Origin of the sequence: Sphingomonas sp. DC1600-2 (assembly GCF_049897605.1) — a bacterium.
Taxonomy (GTDB): domain Bacteria; phylum Pseudomonadota; class Alphaproteobacteria; order Sphingomonadales; family Sphingomonadaceae; genus Sphingomonas.
Genome location: NZ_JAFCWO010000001.1, coordinates 368,980 through 385,047, shown reverse-complemented (window position 1 = coordinate 385,047; position 16,068 = coordinate 368,980). Strand labels below are relative to the sequence as shown.

Sequence of the window (16,068 nt, the reverse complement as noted above, 5' to 3'; positions counted from 1 at the left end):
ATGGCGTTCTGGGCCTATCTCTTGCGCTGTTCCGACGGTAGCTTCTACACCGGCCATACCGAAGCGCTTGAACATCGCATCGGCCAGCATCAGTCCGGCCAGATCCCCGGCTACACGCACACCCGCCGCCCGGTGACCCTGGTTTGGAGCCAGGACTTCCCCTCTCGCCTCGAAGCGCTGGAGGCAGAGCGCCAGATCAAGGGGTGGAGCCGCGCCAAGAAACAGGCACTGATCGCTGGCGATTGGGAACGGCTTTCCTTACTGGCACGGAATCGCCAAGATACGAGCAGCCCTTCGACAGGCTCAGGGCGAACGGAATTGGCGGGCGATGTCTCCCGTACCGTTCGCCCTGAGCCTGTCGAAGCGCCCGCACTACCCAAGGACCACCAATGACTGACCCCACCCCCCAACATTGCGGCCTCGTTGCCATTCTCGGCGCGCCCAATGCGGGCAAATCCACCTTGGTCAATGCGCTGGTCGGGCAGAAGGTCGCGATCGTCAGCCCCAAGGCGCAGACCACGCGCGTGCGGCTGATGGGCGTCGCGATCGAGGGCGACACGCAGCTCCTGCTGGTCGACACGCCCGGCATCTTCGAGCCCAAGCGGCGGCTCGATCGCGCCATGGTGCAGGCGGCCTGGGGCGGTGCCGAAGGGGCCGACGTGCTCGCGCTGGTGGTCGATGCCAAAGGCGGGCTCGGCGCGAAGGTCACCGATATTGCCGAAGCAATCAAGGACCGCCGCGAACCCAAATACCTCATCCTCAACAAGGTCGATCTGGCCGACAAGGGCAAGCTGCTGCTGCATGCCGAGAAATTGACCGGCATGGTCGATTTCGCCGAGACCTTCTTCGTCAGCGCGGCGACCGGCGACGGCCTGCCCGAACTGAAGGCGCATCTCGCCAAGGCGATGCCCGAGGGCCCCTGGCATTTCCCCGAGGATCAGGTGTCCGACGCAAGCGAGCGCAGCCTCGCCTCCGAAGTGACGCGCGAGCAGCTCTATCTCCAGCTCCACGCCGAACTGCCGTATGCCTCGGCGATCGAGACCGAACAGTATAAGGAGCGCGAGGACGGCTCGGTCGAGATCCACCAGCAGATTTTGGTCGAGCGCCCGACCCAGCGCGCGATCGTGCTCGGCAAGGGCGGCGCGCGCATCAAGGAAATCGGCGCGCGCGCGCGGGCGGAACTCAGCGAGATCATGGGCCGCCCGGTCCATCTCTATCTGCACGTAAAGGTGCGCCCCGGCTGGGACGACGAACGCGACGTCTATCGCGAAATGGGGCTGGACTGGGTGGAATGAGCAAGACCGTGAAGGCCGCGCTGGTCCAGGCCGCCCCTATCCCGCTGGCGATCGGCGACGGCATCACCGCCCTGCTCGATCACGTTGCCGATGCCGCCGATATCGGCGCACAGTTGGTCGCGTTCGGCGAGACGTTTCTCGGGGGCTATCCGATCTGGCTGGATGAAGCGCCCAATGCGGCCTTGTGGGATCATCGCGGGACACAGGCATTGCATGCGATCCTGCTCGACCAGGCGCTGCGCCCCGACGATCCACGCCTGGAACCGCTGCAGCAATTGGTCGATGCAGCCAATATTCTCGTTTCCGTCGGCGCGCATGAACGGGTGCGCTCGAGCCTGACCAACACCCAATATCTCTTCCGCCCGGGCTTGCCGCCGCTGCTCCATCGCAAGCTGGTGCCGACGCATGGCGAACGCATGATCTGGGGCCGGGGCGACGGCTCGACGCTCGATGTGCATCAAGCACCGTGGGGCACCGTCGGATCGCTGATCTGCTGGGAGCATTGGATGCCACTTGCGCGGGCAGCAATGCACCATGCGGGCGAAGCCGTGCATGTCGCGGCGTGGCCGACGGTGCGCCCGATGTACCGCGTCGCCTCGCAGCATTATGCGTTTGAGGGGCGTTGCTTCGTGCTTGCGGCCGGGCTGGTCCAGCACCGCCGCGACTTGTTGGACGGGCTCGACCGCGTTGGCGGCAATGCCGATGCGCGCGACCTGATCCTCGGCATGGCGGATACCGACCTGCAATCCGGCGGAAGTTGCATCATCGCCCCCGACGGGACGATCCTGGCGGAAACCGGTGCCGAACCTGACCTGTTGATCGCCGATCTCGATCTCCATGCCATCGGGCGCGGACTGACCGCGCTCGACACCGATGGTCATTATGCCCGGCCCGACGTCTTCGAATTGCGGGTCGATCGTCGGCCCCGGCTGGGCGTGGCCGATGCCGAGGACGGATTCGCGCAGGGCTGAACGTTCAGGAAAGGCTCGTCAGCAGCGCATCGACCCAGGCTGGCACCAATTCTCCCGCGGGGCCGAGCCGGGTTTCGTGAAAATAGCCGCTGCCCGCCGACCGCTCCAGGTTCAGTTCCAGCGTCCGCGCGCCCGCATAGCGCGCACCCTGCACAAAACCGGCGGCGGGATACACCGCGCCCGACGTACCAATCGAAACGAACAGGTCAGCCTCCCCCAGCGCGCGCTCGATCCGGTCCATCGCATAGGGCATTTCCCCGAAGAATACGATGTCGGGACGCAGCGCCAGCCTCCCGCACGCGCCGCACGGTGCCCCGGGCGGCAGAGCCGTTACCCAGCGCACACGCGCGCCGCAGGCGGCACAAAGGGCCGATTGCAATTCGCCATGCATATGCACCAACCGCGCAGCGCCCGCGCGCTCATGCAGATCATCGACATTTTGCGTGACGATCAACAGTTCGCCACGCCACGCCGCATCGAGCCGCGCGAGCGCGACATGCGCCGCATTGGGGACAACAGCCGACAGCGCGGCGCGGCGTGCATCATAAAACCGATGGACCAAAGCCGGATCGGCGGCGAGCGCATGAGGCGTACATACATCCTCGACGCGGTGCCCCTCCCACAAGCCGCCAGGACCGCGAAACGTGGCAATTCCACTTTCGGCCGAAACACCAGCACCGGTCAGGATCACAAGATTGTGCGCGTCGGACATTAGACCACGCATAACTTAATCCTCGCCCCCGTGCCACGTCCGGTACCGTCATTCGACAAGATCCGTCCGTCGCCTCGGACAACAGAAGCGTCTGCACTTATATATGGTTAATATTTAAATAATTATTACAAAACGTTCTGCCGACACGATGCTCACTATTCCGACGCTCTACAATATAAAAAAATGAGCGATTGGATTTTAGAATGAACTTTCTTGCCCAAGTTAAAATCGGTAAACGATTGCTTATCATTGGCGCAGCATCACTGGCCGGTCTTTCGCTCGTATTGATCTTGTCGGTAAATCAGCTGAATTCGGCTTTGCGACAGGGCTTTAACGAGCGCACCAAGCAGACCCTTGAAGTGGCCTATAGCCAACTTCAGCGCTTCCAGGCCGAGGAAAAAGCCGGCCGGATGACGCACGATCAGGCTCAAGCCACTGCAAAAGAAGCGATCCGGACGATGCGCTTCGGCAAGGACAGCTATTTTTTCATCCTCGACACCAATTACAAGATGATCCTGCATCCGGTGAAGCCCGAGAAACAGGGCAAGATGGTCCGCGACGAAAAGGATGCCGACGGAAGAACGCACTATCAAACGATGGTCGAGGTCGCGACATCGCCTGCGGCTGCCGGCTTTGTCGATTATAATTTCAAGCTTCCCGATGGTTCGGGTTCAAAGCCGAAAATCTCGTATGTGCGCCTGTTCAAGCCGTGGGGCTGGGTGATTGCCACCGGCGTGTTCAACTCCGAGATCAACGAGGCCGTTTCCCGCTCGGCGTGGAACCTCGCGATCGTAGTGGTCCTGGTTCTTGCCGCGCTCGCCGCCGTAATCCTTACGATCAGCAATTCGATTACGGGACCGCTCAAGCATATCACCGCTCGCATGGGGAGCCTCGCCGACGGCGATACCCAGGCCGAAATCCCGGGCACGGAACGCGGTGACGAACTGGGCGGGATGGCGCGTGCGCTGCTCGTGTTCCGCGACAACGCCATTGCCAAGTCGTTTGCAGAAGCGGTCCAGGCCAAGTCGGACGCCGACCAAAAGGCGATCGTGTCGCTCCTTTCGGAGAAGCTGGAAGCTCTGTCCGAGGGCGACCTCACCAGCACGCTGCAGGACGGTGTTCCTGCCGACTATGTCGCGCTGAGCAACAACTTCAACACCGCGCTTTCCAACCTGCGCGATTTGATCGGCGTCCTCGCCGAGGGCTCGATGCGGATCGAAACCGGTTCGCATGAAATCGCGGCCGCCTCGGACGACCTCGCCCGGCGCACCGAGAGCAATGCTGCAAGCCTGGAACAGACGTCCGCGGCGCTTTCGCAAATGAACAGCCGCCTCCGCTCCAGCGCCGAAGCCGCAGACCGTACCGTCAATTCCGCGCAGCAAGCGATCGGCGTGGTCGGGTCGGGTCGATCGACCGCCGAACAAGCGACCGCCGCGATGATCCGCGTTTCCGATAGCGCGCGCGGCATCGACAGCGTCATCGAAGGTCTCGACAAGATCGCCTTCCAGACCCGCGTTCTCGCCATGAATGCGGCGGTGGAAGCTGGCCGGGCGGGTGAAGCCGGGCGCGGTTTTGCGGTGGTCGCCGATCTGGTTTCCGCACTGGCGATGCGCGCAGAGGAAGAGGCACGCCGCGCCCGCGAACAATTGACCGCGACGCAGACCGATATCGTTGTCGCAGTCGATGCCGTTAAGAATGTCGATAGCGTGCTGCAGCAGATCAGCGGCAGCGTCGAGCAAGTCCACGAGTTCGTCGAATCGATGGCGAACGACAACCGCGCTCAGTCGTCGACGATCAGCGAGATCGCCTCCGCCGTGAATGCGATGGACCACTCCACCCAACAGAATGCTGCCATGGTCGAACAAACCTCGGCCGCCGCGCGCAATCTGGCTGGTGAAGTTGCCACGCTCAGCCGCCAATCGGCCCGCTTCAATGTCGGCTCGACCTCGCCGACCAGTATGCCAAAGCCGGTGGCCATTGCAGCGCGCGCGCGGCCAAGTGGGAAAATCTCCCCGCCGCCGCTTGCCGCCCGCACACCGACCGCCGCCAACGCCGACTGGGCAAGCTTCTAACTCCCGAGCGGGGTGACCTGCGAAGGCCACCCCAAACACCGCTCCCTCCACGACACCACCGCTCCGCGCCCCGTTTGGGACGCCTGGCGGAGCCTTGCCAACAAGATCGAGGATCATCATGCGCATCTCCCGTTCCGGTTTCGCCATTGGCGTTTCGCTGCTTTCCCTTGTCACCGCGTCGGGCGCAGCCCACGCCGCACCGGATGCTTCGGCTTCGCCGAGCGCGCCCGCCGCCAGCCCGTCGCCAACCTCCGAAGCGAGCAGCACCAAGCCGACCGCCGTAGCCAGCGCCGCCAAGACAGCGCAGCAAGCCAATGTCGACCCCAACCGGTCAGTACCGCCCGCACAACGGTCGACCCCGCCGAGTGAAGCAACCGAGCAGCGCGCGCCCGCCAACCCGTCGGTGCGCACCTATCCGCGTCAGGCCGACGGCCATGGCATCATGCTGGGTGGCTATAACGCCTCGCGATGGGCCGAAGATTGGCGCGTGATGCGGGATCCTAAGAAGCGCAAGGATATCCTCGATCGCCTCAAATACATCCCGATCGACGACCAGGGCAAAATCTACATCACGCTGTCGGGCGAGGTGCGCTATCGCATCAACGACTATTCGGAGCCCAATCTGGTAAAATCGGGATATCGGCTGGAGGAACAGACGCGTCTGGTGGGCGGTGCCGATGTCCATATCGGTCCCGTGCGTTTCTACGGCGAACTCGGCCATGGTGGGTTGAGCGGGTACAATTACGGCGTGGCACCGGCAAAATCGCGCGACGCCCTCATCGCCCAGCAATTCTTCGGGGAAATCAGCGGGACGATCGGCAATTTCGGCCTCGGCGTGCGCTATGGCCGTCAGGAATTTACCGATGGCCCCTCCAATCTGGTGTCGCAAAAGGACAACAACACCATCCATACCTCGGTGCAGGGTCTGCGCGCCTGGGGCCAGACCGGCGACGTCCGCGCCGACATCTTCGATTTCAAGCAAGTCACGCTCGGCACGCAGGGGCTCAGCGACGATGTCGCCGACGACAAGACGCGTTTCTCCGGGGCGACGTTCGGCCTGGTGCTCGCCAATTCCGCGACCCGTAAGGTGTTCCTTGATCCGTTCGCCTGGCGCGAGCGCAATGATTCCCTGAAATGGGGCCGCGTGACCGGACGCGAAGTGCGCAACTATTATGGTGCCCGCCTGTGGGGCAGCCTCGATCGGTTGACCCTCGATTGGACGGTCGACCATCAAAGCGGCACCTTTGCCGGGCACGACATCAGCGCGTGGAACGCCTTCATCGCGCAAACCTATGTCATCGATCCCAAACACTGGAAGCCAAAGGTCGGCATCCATTTCGACTTTGGCGAAGGCGGCGGCAGCTATGGCAGCGGTACGCTTCATGTCGCCAAGGCCCCGTTTGCGGGGACGATCGCCTATAGCTATCAGGGGGCGCTCAACTTCACCAACCTGTTCCAGGCGTCGCCCAACCTCACGGTCTCACCCTTTAAAAAGCTGGATCTGACGACCGAATATCAACACAGTTGGCGGGTCAGCCCGCACGACGCGATCTACCGCGGAGCGGGCACCCCTTATACCGGCAGCGAAACCCTTCCCGGTAATAATGTTGGTGACGCGATCCGCCTTCAGGCGACGTTGAAGGTTACGCGTCGGCTGTCGATCGTCGGGCGCTATGAATATTTCATGCCCGGCCCGATCCTCGACCGGCTCGGCTATGTCGATTCCCACTATCTGGCCAGTTGGGTAAGCTACCGCTTCTGACGATCCGCCTGCCCCCGCCCTAGTCGCTGCGTTTCGACCAATTCCTGCATGGCGTCGGCGGCTCTGCTTCGGTAGAGCCGCCTCGCAGCAAATCGGGAGACGTGCGATGACCGCAATCGGGATTATCGGCAGCGCGGGCCGAATGGGCCAGGCGCTTGCCGCCGTAGTGCCCGACCTGGGCGCGACATTGGCTGGAGGAATCGACGCGGGTGGCGATCCCGCCGTGCTGGCGCTTGATGCTGACGTGCTGGTCGATTTTTCGACGCCGGCAGCGCTGGAGCGCACGCTTGCCGCGGCACGGCAAGCGCGCACGCCGATCCTGATCGGCACCACCGGACTTGCTCCAACGCATCACGCGCTGATCGACGTCGCCGCAGCCGAAATCGCGGTTTTGCAAACGGGCAACGTGTCGCTCGGTGTCACATTGCTTGCGAAATTGGTGCGCGAAGCGGCGGCGCAGCTGGGCCCCGACTGGGACATTGAAATCGCCGAAATGCACCATCGTCACAAGGTCGACGCCCCCTCCGGCACGGCCCTGCTGCTCGGCGAGGCAGCAGCTGCCGGGCGCGGTATCACCCTGGCCGAAGCCCGGGTGTCCGACCGCGCCGGGCTGACCGGTGCGCGTTCCGAAGGGACGATCGGCTTTGCCAGCCTGCGCGGCGGATCGGTTGCGGGCGATCATCTGGTGATCTTTGCCGGCGAGGGCGAGCGGATTGAGATCGGGCACCGCGCCGAAAACAGAGCGATTTTCGCGCGCGGTGCTATCACCGCCGCGCTGTGGCTCGCCGACAAGCCCGCCGGACGCTACAGCATGGATCAGGTGCTAGGGGTTTGAAAAAGGCCGACGTCGTCGAATTTTATGCCCGGCTGGCGGCGGACAATCCCCATCCGGAAACCGAGCTGGAGGCCGGCAACCCTTTCCAGTTGGTCGTCGCGGTCGCGCTGTCGGCACAGGCGACCGATATCGGCGTCAACAAGGCCACCAGGCGGCTGTTCGAACAGGTGAAGACGCCCGCGCAAATGGTTGCGCTTGGCGAGGACGGGCTGAAGGAGCACATCAAGACGATCGGCCTGTTCAACACCAAGGCCAAGAATGTGATCGCCTTGTCGCAGCGCCTGATCGATGTTTACGGTGGCGAGGTGCCCGCCGATCGCGACGCGCTGGAAACGCTGCCCGGTGTCGGGCGCAAGACCGCCAATGTCGTGATGAACGTCGCCTTCGGGGCCGAGACGTTCGCGGTCGACACACATATCTTCCGCGTCGGAAACCGTACCGGTCTGGCGCGCGGCAAAACGCCGCTGGCGGTCGAACTGAAGCTCGACAAGGCGACCCCGCAACCGTTTCGGCTGCACGCGCATCACTGGCTGATCCTGCACGGCCGATATGTCTGCAAGGCCCGCACCCCCGAATGCTGGCGGTGCGTCGTCCGCGACCTGTGCGCGTACAAGCCCAAGACGACAGCACCAAAGCGTGGCGCGACAGAAGCGACGTGACACGCATATGATGGCGCTGTGCCGGTCATGCCAGACCGCAGGTAGGGACTGGCGCAGCGCGATTGGCTTTGCTAGGCGAAGGATCAGGCACCCGTAGCTCAGCTGGATAGAGCGCTGCCCTCCGAAGGCAGAGGCCACTGGTTCGAATCCAGTCGGGTGCACCATAAAATCAATGATTTAGCTGAATGTCGCAGTGGCCGTACGGGAAACGTACGGAAACATCATCGGACGGAATGCGACTAATGAACGCGCGCCGGGACGATTCTTCGTGCGCAGCCCAGTGCAACGCACGCGCGGCCTGCCCCCTACCGATCGAATACGAATTCGCGAGGGAGCTTAGATTTCGCCCTATCTATACAGCTTCACGTCAGAATTTTGCCAATGGTTGCCGACGCCCCCCACATTCCTCCCCAAACTTTGGGCGATATTTAATGGAGCGTCACGACAGGATTTGCGATTGCTATGGCGCGAAACAACCGAACGAGCGGCGGGTTGCGAGACGGGGTGGGCGACCCGAACAGCCGATGTCGGGCCGATAGCGATCCCGCGGTTGACCTCGCTGAACGCAAGAGTGTGCGGTAGCACCGCACAATCTTGGCACCGCGCCATGCTGGACTTCCGTGTATCGGCCCGGCCATGCGATGGCCGCAAACGCCCAGCCCAAAACGATACCCGGCATCACCGGTCTCGGCCCATTTTATCAGGGCAACGATGCCGCCTGATTGGAAGGCTTCCTGTGCGGCGTTTTCGCGCAGGCGAGAGATACGCTCGTCGCAGGCGCGATAATCGAGCGCCTCTTCCTCGATTTCGTCAGCCGACTCGTCGACCCATGACTTGCTAAATCGCCACGCGCTTCATTGCACCAACCCGCCCTCCAGACCGGGGCGGGTCCTATGGCGCGAGGGGGAGATCCATAGTGAAGACGTTATGAGCGCCCTCCCGCTGATACGAGGCGGTCCCACCGTGCCGCAAGCTTGCGACGTGAACCAGCGCGAGGCCAAGCCCGATCCTGTCGCCCCGGCCGCCGAACCGCGCGAACGGATCGGCCCGGCGATCGTCAGGCAGTTCGGGCCCGGCACTGGTAACAAAGAACCGCACTTTTTCATCCAGCATGCGGACACCGTAATGAACCGTCGCTCCTTCAGGAGCAAATCGCACAGCGTTATCGAGCAGATTGTGGATCGCGCGCATCAGGAGGCCATGATCGCCATCAATCCAGATGCCGTTCTCCTGCGGATCGCTCTCATCGCGCAACGTCAGACGGCGCCGCTTCGCCCGTGCCCACGACATATCCGCCGCCTCTGCCGCCACGTCAGCAAGATCGACCGGTTCGCGCCGCAGCAACGCAGTGCGCGCCCGGGCAAGGCGCACGAAATCGTCCGCCATCGCCAGGCCGCGCTGCGCATGGCGGCGTAGCCAGTCCACCCGGAGGGTTTCACCGCGCGATTGATCAAGCAAGGTCAATATCTCCGCATAGGGAGACCGGATGTCATGGCCCAGTAAATGCAGCGTGTCCTCGCGCTCCCGCTCCATCGTACGCAGGGCCGTGACATCGGTGAGCCGGACGATCCTTTCACCCCCTCCAAGCTTGACCTCCGCCAAGACGAAAGCGCGGTCGGCCTGCGTAACCACCTGACCCGTATCAGCGTCCAATTGCCCAAGCGTACGGCGTAAATCGGCAAAGGACTGCCCGATGCACGCCATGCCGAAGATCTGGGTCGCCGCTGGATTGGCCGATCGAATGATGTCGTCGGGTGCCACGACGCATATCGCATCAGGAAGATGGTCGACCAGCCGCGCAACGAAACGTTCGAGCCGAATCAGTTCTGTTTGCAGCAAGGCTGCACGAAGCCCCATGAGCATCAGCCCGGCTCCTGCGGCCAGCGCTGCCGCTTGGGTCCCGATAGCGATAGCGACGAACATCGATGCAGCGCAGAACGCGGTCGGCATCAGCATGCCGATCAATCTGGAGTGTCGTATCCGGCATTGCCCCTCCCCAGCGGCCGCGTCGGCGAACAGAAACAGGAAAAACGGGATGGCAAACGTAACGTTGACGACATGACCGGGAGGTGGTGGATTCGGCCCCCTAAACACCCATCCGTTCATTAGGGCAGAGTCGAGCCAGTAGCTCGTCAGAAGCGCTGCCAATGCTATCGCGAACCTTCGATGCACAGGATCGGGTTGCGCCGCGATTGCGAAAATCGACAGCACCGCGGCGCCCATGTTGATAATCGCGTGGTATCGCGAGGTCAGCTTGTCCCACGCAGGATCGGCAGCATGCTGGTGCGGAAATATCGAGGGATAGAGGAGGTAAAAAAGCAGGCCCGCCAGCAGCAAGGCCTGTGCTCCATCGATCAAACGATAAGGCCGCGTCGCGTCGTGTTCCTGGCCGCGGGCGAGGATTAGCAAATACGGTATCAGCCGAAGCATAAAGAACAGTTCGTCGAAATAAATCCGAGCGCCATCAGGGTAATGCGCCTGCAACCACGTTATCGCCCAATAGGCCATGTCCCAGAGCACCAGCGCGAGACAGAGCATCACCCAATGCCAGCGAATTTCCGTGCCCGATCGGCACGCACGCGTGAGGCAAAATGCGACCATCACGCCAAGCACCAAGGTCACACCGAGCGCGGTGGTCCAGACATGGCCGACATAGCGGAGCGCCAGGAACGCATGACAGGTCGTCGCGCAAAGCAGCACAACGCACCACTTTCGATTGTCGCTATCCGGTGCCGAGGCGATCACAGCGCGTCCGCTACATCGTCCTGCGCGGCCGAGACATAGGTGTCGAGGCGATAGCCATAACCGAACACCGTCTGCAAACGGTAGCCGTTCTCCGATCGCAACTGAAGCTTCGCGCGCAACCGGGACACATGCATATCGAGCGTGCGCGTCGATAGCCCGGCTGCACTTTTCCAGACGCATTCCAACAAATAGGCGCGCGACAACGGACGGTCTCGCCGCTGGAAAAAATGGAGGGCGAGCGCATATTCCTTGGGCGTCAATTCAATCACGCGTCCGTCGAACAGAACATGCTCGCCCTGCGAGTCAAAGCTGTAGCGGCCGAACACTTCAGGCTCGTTGTCACCATCGCGGCGCAACGTCCGCCGCAGGACCGCGTCGATCCGAGCCGCCACGACCTTTGCCGTCTCCGGCTTTACAATATAGTCGTCCGCCCCTGCCTCCAAAGCGGCGACGATATCGTCGCGATCATGCCGAGCCGTAAGCATCAACATGGCCGGCGGCACGGCAATGTTCGCGCGCGCCCAACGAACAATCTCCAGCCCCCCGATATCCGGCAGGTTCCAATCGATGACGAGCAAATCGAACGTGTCACGCGGCAGCGTGCCGATCAAATCTCGCCCTCTGCGGAAGGGAACGCAGACATGCCCCCTTTCGGTCAACACGCTCCGGATGAACGCCAGAGCCGTCTCGTCATCATCGATTACACCGACCCGCATCATTATCCTGTCCGGTTAACGATCCCTAACACCCGATCGCGGCCGTAATCCACTATCCCCTGGCTTGGTTACATCTATTTACAACACCGGCGCTCGATCCCGACGGCGTTACATTCCGTTACACCATGTCAGCGGTTTCTCAGTGGACGGGTTCTACATCGCCTGATGCAGATGTCGGATCCCACAGGTAGACCGCTATGAAAATCAAAGTCCCCACCTCCGCTGTTGAGATCGGCATGTTCGTTGATTCCATGGAAGGATCGTGGTGGCTCAACCCGTTCTGGAAGAGCAGTTTCCTCATCGCCTCTCAAAAGGACTTGAAACGACTGACATCGAGCAACATCGCATGGGTCGTGATCGACGATAGTCGCGGTGTCGGTTTTAAAAAGGCACCGCGCACGGTTGCGGCGATCCCGCCGGAGCCCAGGCGGGCCCGAATGCCGACCGTCCACGTTCCGCCGCCCCCTACTCCCACACCATCAGCGAGACGTCCTGACTTCGAGACACAGCGCGTTGCCGCGATCATCGACCGATCGAAGCGTGAGGTAATTCGTCTGTTTACCGACGCGCGGATGGGCAAGGCGCTCGAACGGCGGGCGATGACGGCAGTGGTCGACGATATCTGTGATTCGGTCGGCGACGATCCGACCGCTGTCCTGAAAGTGACGCGCCTCAAAAAGAAGAACGAATACACCTATCTGCACTGCGTAGCGGTTTCCGCATTGATGATCGCGCTGGGTCGGCACTTGAAGCTCGGGGAAGACACCGTGCGCGAACTGGGCCTCGCCGGCTTGCTTCACGACATCGGAAAGATGACAATCCCAACCGACCTGCTCGAGAAACCCGGCCGACTGACTGCGGCCGAATTCGAGATTGTCCGCGCGCATCCGGAGAATGGATATGCGATGCTGATGGAGGACAATATGTCCTCCATCGTCCACGACGTCATTCTGCATCATCACGAAAAGCTCGACGGCAGCGGCTACCCGCACCGCCTGTCCGGTGACTCGATCACCTTGCATGCCCGGATCGGCGCGATCTGTGACGTCTATGACGCGGTGACCTCCAAGCGGTCCTATAAGCGCCAATGGACCCCGTCCGAGGCGCTGACCCAGATGCGGTCCTGGACGGGACATTTCGATCCCGAGATCCTCGACGCCTTCATGCGCTGCATCAGCATCTATCCGATAGGTCTTCTCGTTCGGCTGCGCAGCAATCGCCTCGCCGTCATTCTGACCGAGAATGTGACCCGCCCGACGGAAGCCATGGCGCGCGCCTTTTACCTGCCGCGTGAATTGCAATTCATCGAGCCAGCTGACGTACGGCTTTCGTCGGGTCTGAAGGGGGATGCCGTCGTCGAGATCGAGGATCCGGAACGTTGGTTCCCCGGCGAGTGGGAGGGGGTCCGCGACGCTGTGCTGTCAGGACAGCAGCCGACCTTCGCCACCCTTGGCGACCTTTCTGCCGCCACGGTGGCATCATGACCACGCAGGCCGAACGGAATGCCGTGGCAACGGGCACGCTCCGCACGCGCCCTGCCCCGCAGTGCGCACCGCCGTCGCGCCCGAAAATCCTCTCCCGGCTGCTGCGAGGATGGTCTAGCGAGGTCCCGGTCGCGGCGGACGCGCGCCCCTCTCATAAACGCAAACTCTATGACGAGATCGGTCACTTCCTCTTCGCCCATAACCTAGATTTGACGCCGCTAAACTTTGGATGCGCGCATGATTACGTCGTTGGTGGCGATCGACGTTTGGTTAAGGACGTCGATACGGCGCTCGATCAGCAAAGCGTTTCCAACGGCTGGATCGAGGACTATGTCGCCGGGCGACAGCGCCATTCGCTTGCACCAGAGATGCTGGTCACCATGGCTGCCCAGGCAGAGGGTGAGCTCAATCGCTGCCTTGTGATCATGAAGGCGTCTGCGGACCGCGCCAACGACTATAGCGAATCGCTGAGCGCGCCGCAGCCGGCGGTGACGGCGGAGGACATGATCGAACGCCTTGCGGGTTTGACCCGCGAGATGATTGGCCAGACGCGTCTCGCCGAGGCCGAGATGCGCGCCAGCTATAGCAAGGTCAGCCAATTGCAAACGTCGCTCCGCGCAGCCCGCAAGGCATCGGAGACAGACCCCTTGACCGGCCTTCCCAACCGGCGCGGTCTGGAACGGCGCTTCGGCGAGTTGTGCGCGACCCATGCACAGCGTCCAATGGCGATTGCGCTGTGCGATGTCGATCATTTCAAAGCAGTCAATGACCGGTTTGGACATGAGACAGGCGACCGCGTCCTAAAAACGATCGCCGGTGAGCTCCGCTCGGTAAAAAATCGCGGGGGATATGTCGTACGGCTAGGCGGCGAAGAGTTCGCCGTATTGCTGCCCGATCATGCACTTGAACGCGCAGGGGCGGAAGTGGACCGTGTCCGCGAACGGCTGGGCGCACGCAATCTGATCGACAGCGTCACCGAGCGGCCGATCGGCTCCATCACCTTCTCAGCCGGCATCGCAATGGTCGATGGTCAGCAGGGACTGAGGCGCGCCTTGCGACTGGCGGACGCGGCGCTCTACGCGGCCAAGCATGCCGGCCGAAACCGCATCTATGCTGCGTTCGGTGACGGACAAATGGCACCGATGCACAACGATATGCAGTGATCGACCGCCCTGCGATCGGGATAGCACGGTAGAGGGGTTCTCTCGCAACGCCCGTTCCATCATTTATCGGCTCAGCACGCCGACCACATCATCCGCTGGTGAAAATCTAGCGGGGGGTCGATGTCGCGAAAACCGAGCTTGAGATAGAGTGCGCGTGCCCGAAGGTTGGTATGGGCCACGTGCAAATCGAATCCCTTGCTGCCCGCCGAAACAAGCGCGGCCTTGGTCCAGTTGATCAACGCCACGCCGAAACCGCGTCGGCCGGGCAGAAACCCCATATCCAGCGCGCGCCACATGCTGCCGTGCCGGTCGAGATAATAGCGCCCGATCGGCACCACCGTCTCGCCCTGCGCGCGCTCTACGATCCAATAATCGGCGCGAGGAAACTGTTTGAGGAAATGGCGGTGCTGCAGGTCGAACTGTTCGCGGATGATCCGCTCACGGGCCTCTGCGCCCCATGGTGCCAGCACGAAATCGGGCGCGGTGAGGGCGCGGTGCAGCGCACGGAGAAAACCGAGATCGTCTCGTCCCGCCGCCCGGAGCCGCACCCCGGCAGCCTGGAGCGTAGCCGAGAGTTGGGGCGGCGCGGCACGCGGAAGGGGAAAGCGCGGCAAAGGGCGATCGACCGGCGTCTGAGTGGTTGCGCCCATGCTGGCAAGCTTTACCATTGACCAATGAATCGCAACGCCGCCGAAGCGGTACATTGGGGGATGACTATGAAACTGCCGACGCCGGAAGATTTCGAACCGTGGGTGGGCAAAGTCGTGCGCGTGTTGACCGTGCCCGAGCCGGTCGAGGTCCGGCTGCTACGGCTCCATCGCAAGGCCCATTTGGTCAACGAATTTCGCGAACCTTTCACACTCATCTTCGAATCGCCCGAAACCGTCTATCTGCTCGATGAAACCTATGAATTCGATTGTGGCAATGGTGGCCCCTACCCCATCGCCATAAGCCAGCTACAGCCGAGGCCCGGTCAGCCCCGGCTGTATCAGGCGACCTTTTGTTAGGGGTGCGGCGGCCAGATGCCGACTGTCGCGATCATGGTGAAAACCGCGATTACCGGCTGGATATTGGGCACTGGGGTGGTCCCACCCGCCAAACCGATGGTGACTGATCCCTGCGGCGTGAAGGGACCCCCAGTAACCGTAAGGCCGCCGAGATTGACGGCAGTCGTGCCTGAGCCTGCTGGCGCATAGACTTTCACCGTGCTGGGCCCGCTGGCGGGGAAGCCGTTGGCAAGCTGGCTTCCGGTGCTCGCAGCGTTCGTGACTTGCGTCGATGTAGCCGCAGTCAGCGCAGACAGGCTGCCCGAGGCGGACGTCATCCCTGGCAAACCCTGGAACGTCGCCTGGTGGTTGTGCAGCGGCATGTTGCTTTGGGTCAGCTGGTTGGCTTCGGTTCCGCTCTTTGCCCCCAGGGCATAGTTGGACAAGCCAGGCCCCTGGCCCGTGCCCACCAGCACACGACCGCGCGCATCGGGAATGCCAAACGTGCTTACGCCGTCACCACCGAAATTCGTACCGAGCAACGCAAACAGCGCCTGGTTTTGCGAAAGCGGTATAGTCTGCCCACTACACTGCAACCATCCGTCCGGAGCGTAGCTGAAGCCGACCTGGATGATCTGGCCGATAAAAGGGTCGGACATACTGATTCT

15 protein-coding genes and 1 tRNA gene are annotated in these 16,068 nt (G+C 62.3%); 11 read left to right on the top strand and 5 right to left on the bottom strand.

What is annotated here, in order from left to right; translation table 11 throughout:
* Genes ACP7BL_RS01800 through ACP7BL_RS01790 form a run of 3 tightly spaced genes read left to right on the top strand, consistent with a single transcriptional unit; the run spans window position 1 to window position 2,266 of the window.
* Window positions 1-393 (top strand): GIY-YIG nuclease family protein, encoded by a 393-nt coding sequence (locus ACP7BL_RS01800; RefSeq protein ID WP_081988672.1) that lies wholly within the window; start codon window positions 1-3, stop codon window positions 391-393.
* On the top strand, window positions 390-1,295 hold the full coding sequence (gene era, locus ACP7BL_RS01795; RefSeq protein ID WP_126845104.1) for a GTPase Era: 906 nt from the start codon (window positions 390-392) through the stop codon (window positions 1,293-1,295). The genes ACP7BL_RS01800 and era overlap by 4 nt, the downstream gene beginning before the upstream one ends.
* Window positions 1,292-2,266, top strand: a complete 975-nt coding sequence (locus ACP7BL_RS01790; protein WP_299110513.1) for a carbon-nitrogen hydrolase family protein — start codon at window positions 1,292-1,294, stop codon at window positions 2,264-2,266. The genes era and ACP7BL_RS01790 overlap by 4 nt, the downstream gene beginning before the upstream one ends.
* A 4-nt stretch (window positions 2,267-2,270) precedes the next feature.
* Here ACP7BL_RS01790 and ACP7BL_RS01785 read toward each other — a convergent pair whose 3' ends face one another.
* Window positions 2,271-2,978 (bottom strand): NAD-dependent deacylase, encoded by a 708-nt coding sequence (locus tag ACP7BL_RS01785; protein WP_299110511.1) that lies wholly within the window; start codon window positions 2,976-2,978, stop codon window positions 2,271-2,273.
* 203 nt (window positions 2,979-3,181) lie between these two features.
* Here ACP7BL_RS01785 and ACP7BL_RS01780 point away from each other — a divergent pair, with 203 nt between their 5' ends.
* The 5 genes from ACP7BL_RS01780 (at window position 3,182) to ACP7BL_RS01760 (ending at window position 8,470) form a co-directional block, all read left to right on the top strand.
* Window positions 3,182-5,050, top strand: coding sequence for a methyl-accepting chemotaxis protein (locus ACP7BL_RS01780; protein WP_126845105.1), 1,869 nt, complete (start codon window positions 3,182-3,184; stop codon window positions 5,048-5,050).
* Window positions 5,051-5,168: 118 nt separating this feature from the next.
* The gene (locus tag ACP7BL_RS01775; RefSeq protein WP_299110509.1) at window positions 5,169-6,812 is read left to right on the top strand and encodes an alginate export family protein; all 1,644 of its coding nucleotides are present in this window, start codon (window positions 5,169-5,171) and stop codon (window positions 6,810-6,812) included.
* A 106-nt stretch (window positions 6,813-6,918) separates the two neighbouring features.
* Window positions 6,919-7,647, top strand: coding sequence for a 4-hydroxy-tetrahydrodipicolinate reductase (gene dapB / locus ACP7BL_RS01770; protein ID WP_299110508.1), 729 nt, complete (start codon window positions 6,919-6,921; stop codon window positions 7,645-7,647).
* Complete coding sequence (gene nth, locus ACP7BL_RS01765) at window positions 7,644-8,306, top strand: endonuclease III (protein WP_126845108.1); 663 nt, start codon at window positions 7,644-7,646, stop codon at window positions 8,304-8,306. Before dapB ends, nth begins: the two co-directional genes overlap by 4 nt.
* A gap of 87 nt (window positions 8,307-8,393) precedes the next feature.
* Window positions 8,394-8,470, top strand: a tRNA-Arg gene (locus tag ACP7BL_RS01760).
* Between the two features lie 727 nt (window positions 8,471-9,197).
* Here ACP7BL_RS01760 and ACP7BL_RS01755 read toward each other — a convergent pair.
* Both ACP7BL_RS01755 and ACP7BL_RS01750 read right to left on the bottom strand, forming a co-directional pair.
* On the bottom strand, window positions 9,198-11,051 hold the full coding sequence (locus ACP7BL_RS01755; RefSeq protein ID WP_299107935.1) for a sensor histidine kinase: 1,854 nt from the start codon (window positions 11,049-11,051) through the stop codon (window positions 9,198-9,200).
* Window positions 11,048-11,767, bottom strand: a complete 720-nt coding sequence (locus ACP7BL_RS01750; protein ID WP_426257633.1) for a response regulator transcription factor — start codon at window positions 11,765-11,767, stop codon at window positions 11,048-11,050. Before ACP7BL_RS01750 ends, ACP7BL_RS01755 begins: the two co-directional genes overlap by 4 nt.
* A 197-nt stretch (window positions 11,768-11,964) precedes the next feature.
* Here ACP7BL_RS01750 and ACP7BL_RS01745 point away from each other — a divergent pair, with 197 nt between their 5' ends.
* Window positions 11,965-13,251, top strand: a complete 1,287-nt coding sequence (locus tag ACP7BL_RS01745; protein WP_299107929.1) for an HD-GYP domain-containing protein — start codon at window positions 11,965-11,967, stop codon at window positions 13,249-13,251.
* A complete protein-coding gene (locus tag ACP7BL_RS01740; RefSeq protein ID WP_299107926.1) occupies window positions 13,248-14,414 on the top strand; it encodes a GGDEF domain-containing protein in 1,167 nt (388 codons plus the stop codon). Before ACP7BL_RS01745 ends, ACP7BL_RS01740 begins: the two co-directional genes overlap by 4 nt.
* A gap of 71 nt (window positions 14,415-14,485) precedes the next feature.
* Here the strand turns inward: ACP7BL_RS01740 and ACP7BL_RS01735 are convergent, their stop codons facing one another.
* Window positions 14,486-15,064: a GNAT family N-acetyltransferase gene (locus ACP7BL_RS01735; RefSeq protein WP_137903063.1), complete on the bottom strand. Its 579-nt coding sequence runs from the start codon at window positions 15,062-15,064 to the stop codon at window positions 14,486-14,488.
* Between the two features lie 66 nt (window positions 15,065-15,130).
* On the opposite strand from ACP7BL_RS01735, the gene ACP7BL_RS01730 reads away from it, so the two are divergent.
* Window positions 15,131-15,421, top strand: coding sequence for a DUF6916 family protein (locus ACP7BL_RS01730; protein ID WP_033966619.1), 291 nt, complete (start codon window positions 15,131-15,133; stop codon window positions 15,419-15,421).
* Here ACP7BL_RS01730 and ACP7BL_RS01725 read toward each other — a convergent pair.
* The gene (locus tag ACP7BL_RS01725; protein ID WP_299107918.1) at window positions 15,418-16,059 is read right to left on the bottom strand and encodes a phage tail protein; all 642 of its coding nucleotides are present in this window, start codon (window positions 16,057-16,059) and stop codon (window positions 15,418-15,420) included. The two genes, ACP7BL_RS01730 and ACP7BL_RS01725, sit on opposite strands and share 4 nt — an antisense overlap.
* Window positions 16,060-16,068: the final 9 nt, after the last annotated feature.

Excerpts from the sequence above, each read along its gene's own strand:
- ACP7BL_RS01750 (WP_426257633.1), bottom strand. The coding sequence starts at position 11,767 with ATGCGGGTCGGTGTAATCGATGATGACGAGACGGCTCTGGCGTTCATC.
- dapB (WP_299110508.1), top strand. The coding sequence starts at position 6,919 with ATGACCGCAATCGGGATTATCGGCAGCGCGGGCCGAATGGGCCAGGCG.
- ACP7BL_RS01790 (WP_299110513.1), top strand. The coding sequence starts at position 1,292 with ATGAGCAAGACCGTGAAGGCCGCGCTGGTCCAGGCCGCCCCTATCCCG.
- ACP7BL_RS01800 (WP_081988672.1), top strand. The coding sequence starts at position 1 with ATGGCGTTCTGGGCCTATCTCTTGCGCTGTTCCGACGGTAGCTTCTAC.
- ACP7BL_RS01745 (WP_299107929.1), top strand. The coding sequence starts at position 11,965 with ATGAAAATCAAAGTCCCCACCTCCGCTGTTGAGATCGGCATGTTCGTT.
- era (WP_126845104.1), top strand. The coding sequence starts at position 390 with ATGACTGACCCCACCCCCCAACATTGCGGCCTCGTTGCCATTCTCGGC.
- ACP7BL_RS01725 (WP_299107918.1), bottom strand. The coding sequence starts at position 16,059 with ATGTCCGACCCTTTTATCGGCCAGATCATCCAGGTCGGCTTCAGCTAC.
- ACP7BL_RS01780 (WP_126845105.1), top strand. The coding sequence starts at position 3,182 with ATGAACTTTCTTGCCCAAGTTAAAATCGGTAAACGATTGCTTATCATT.
- ACP7BL_RS01730 (WP_033966619.1), top strand. The coding sequence starts at position 15,131 with ATGAAACTGCCGACGCCGGAAGATTTCGAACCGTGGGTGGGCAAAGTC.
- ACP7BL_RS01775 (WP_299110509.1), top strand. The coding sequence starts at position 5,169 with ATGCGCATCTCCCGTTCCGGTTTCGCCATTGGCGTTTCGCTGCTTTCC.
- ACP7BL_RS01740 (WP_299107926.1), top strand. The coding sequence starts at position 13,248 with ATGACCACGCAGGCCGAACGGAATGCCGTGGCAACGGGCACGCTCCGC.
- ACP7BL_RS01785 (WP_299110511.1), bottom strand. The coding sequence starts at position 2,978 with ATGTCCGACGCGCACAATCTTGTGATCCTGACCGGTGCTGGTGTTTCG.
- ACP7BL_RS01735 (WP_137903063.1), bottom strand. The coding sequence starts at position 15,064 with ATGGGCGCAACCACTCAGACGCCGGTCGATCGCCCTTTGCCGCGCTTT.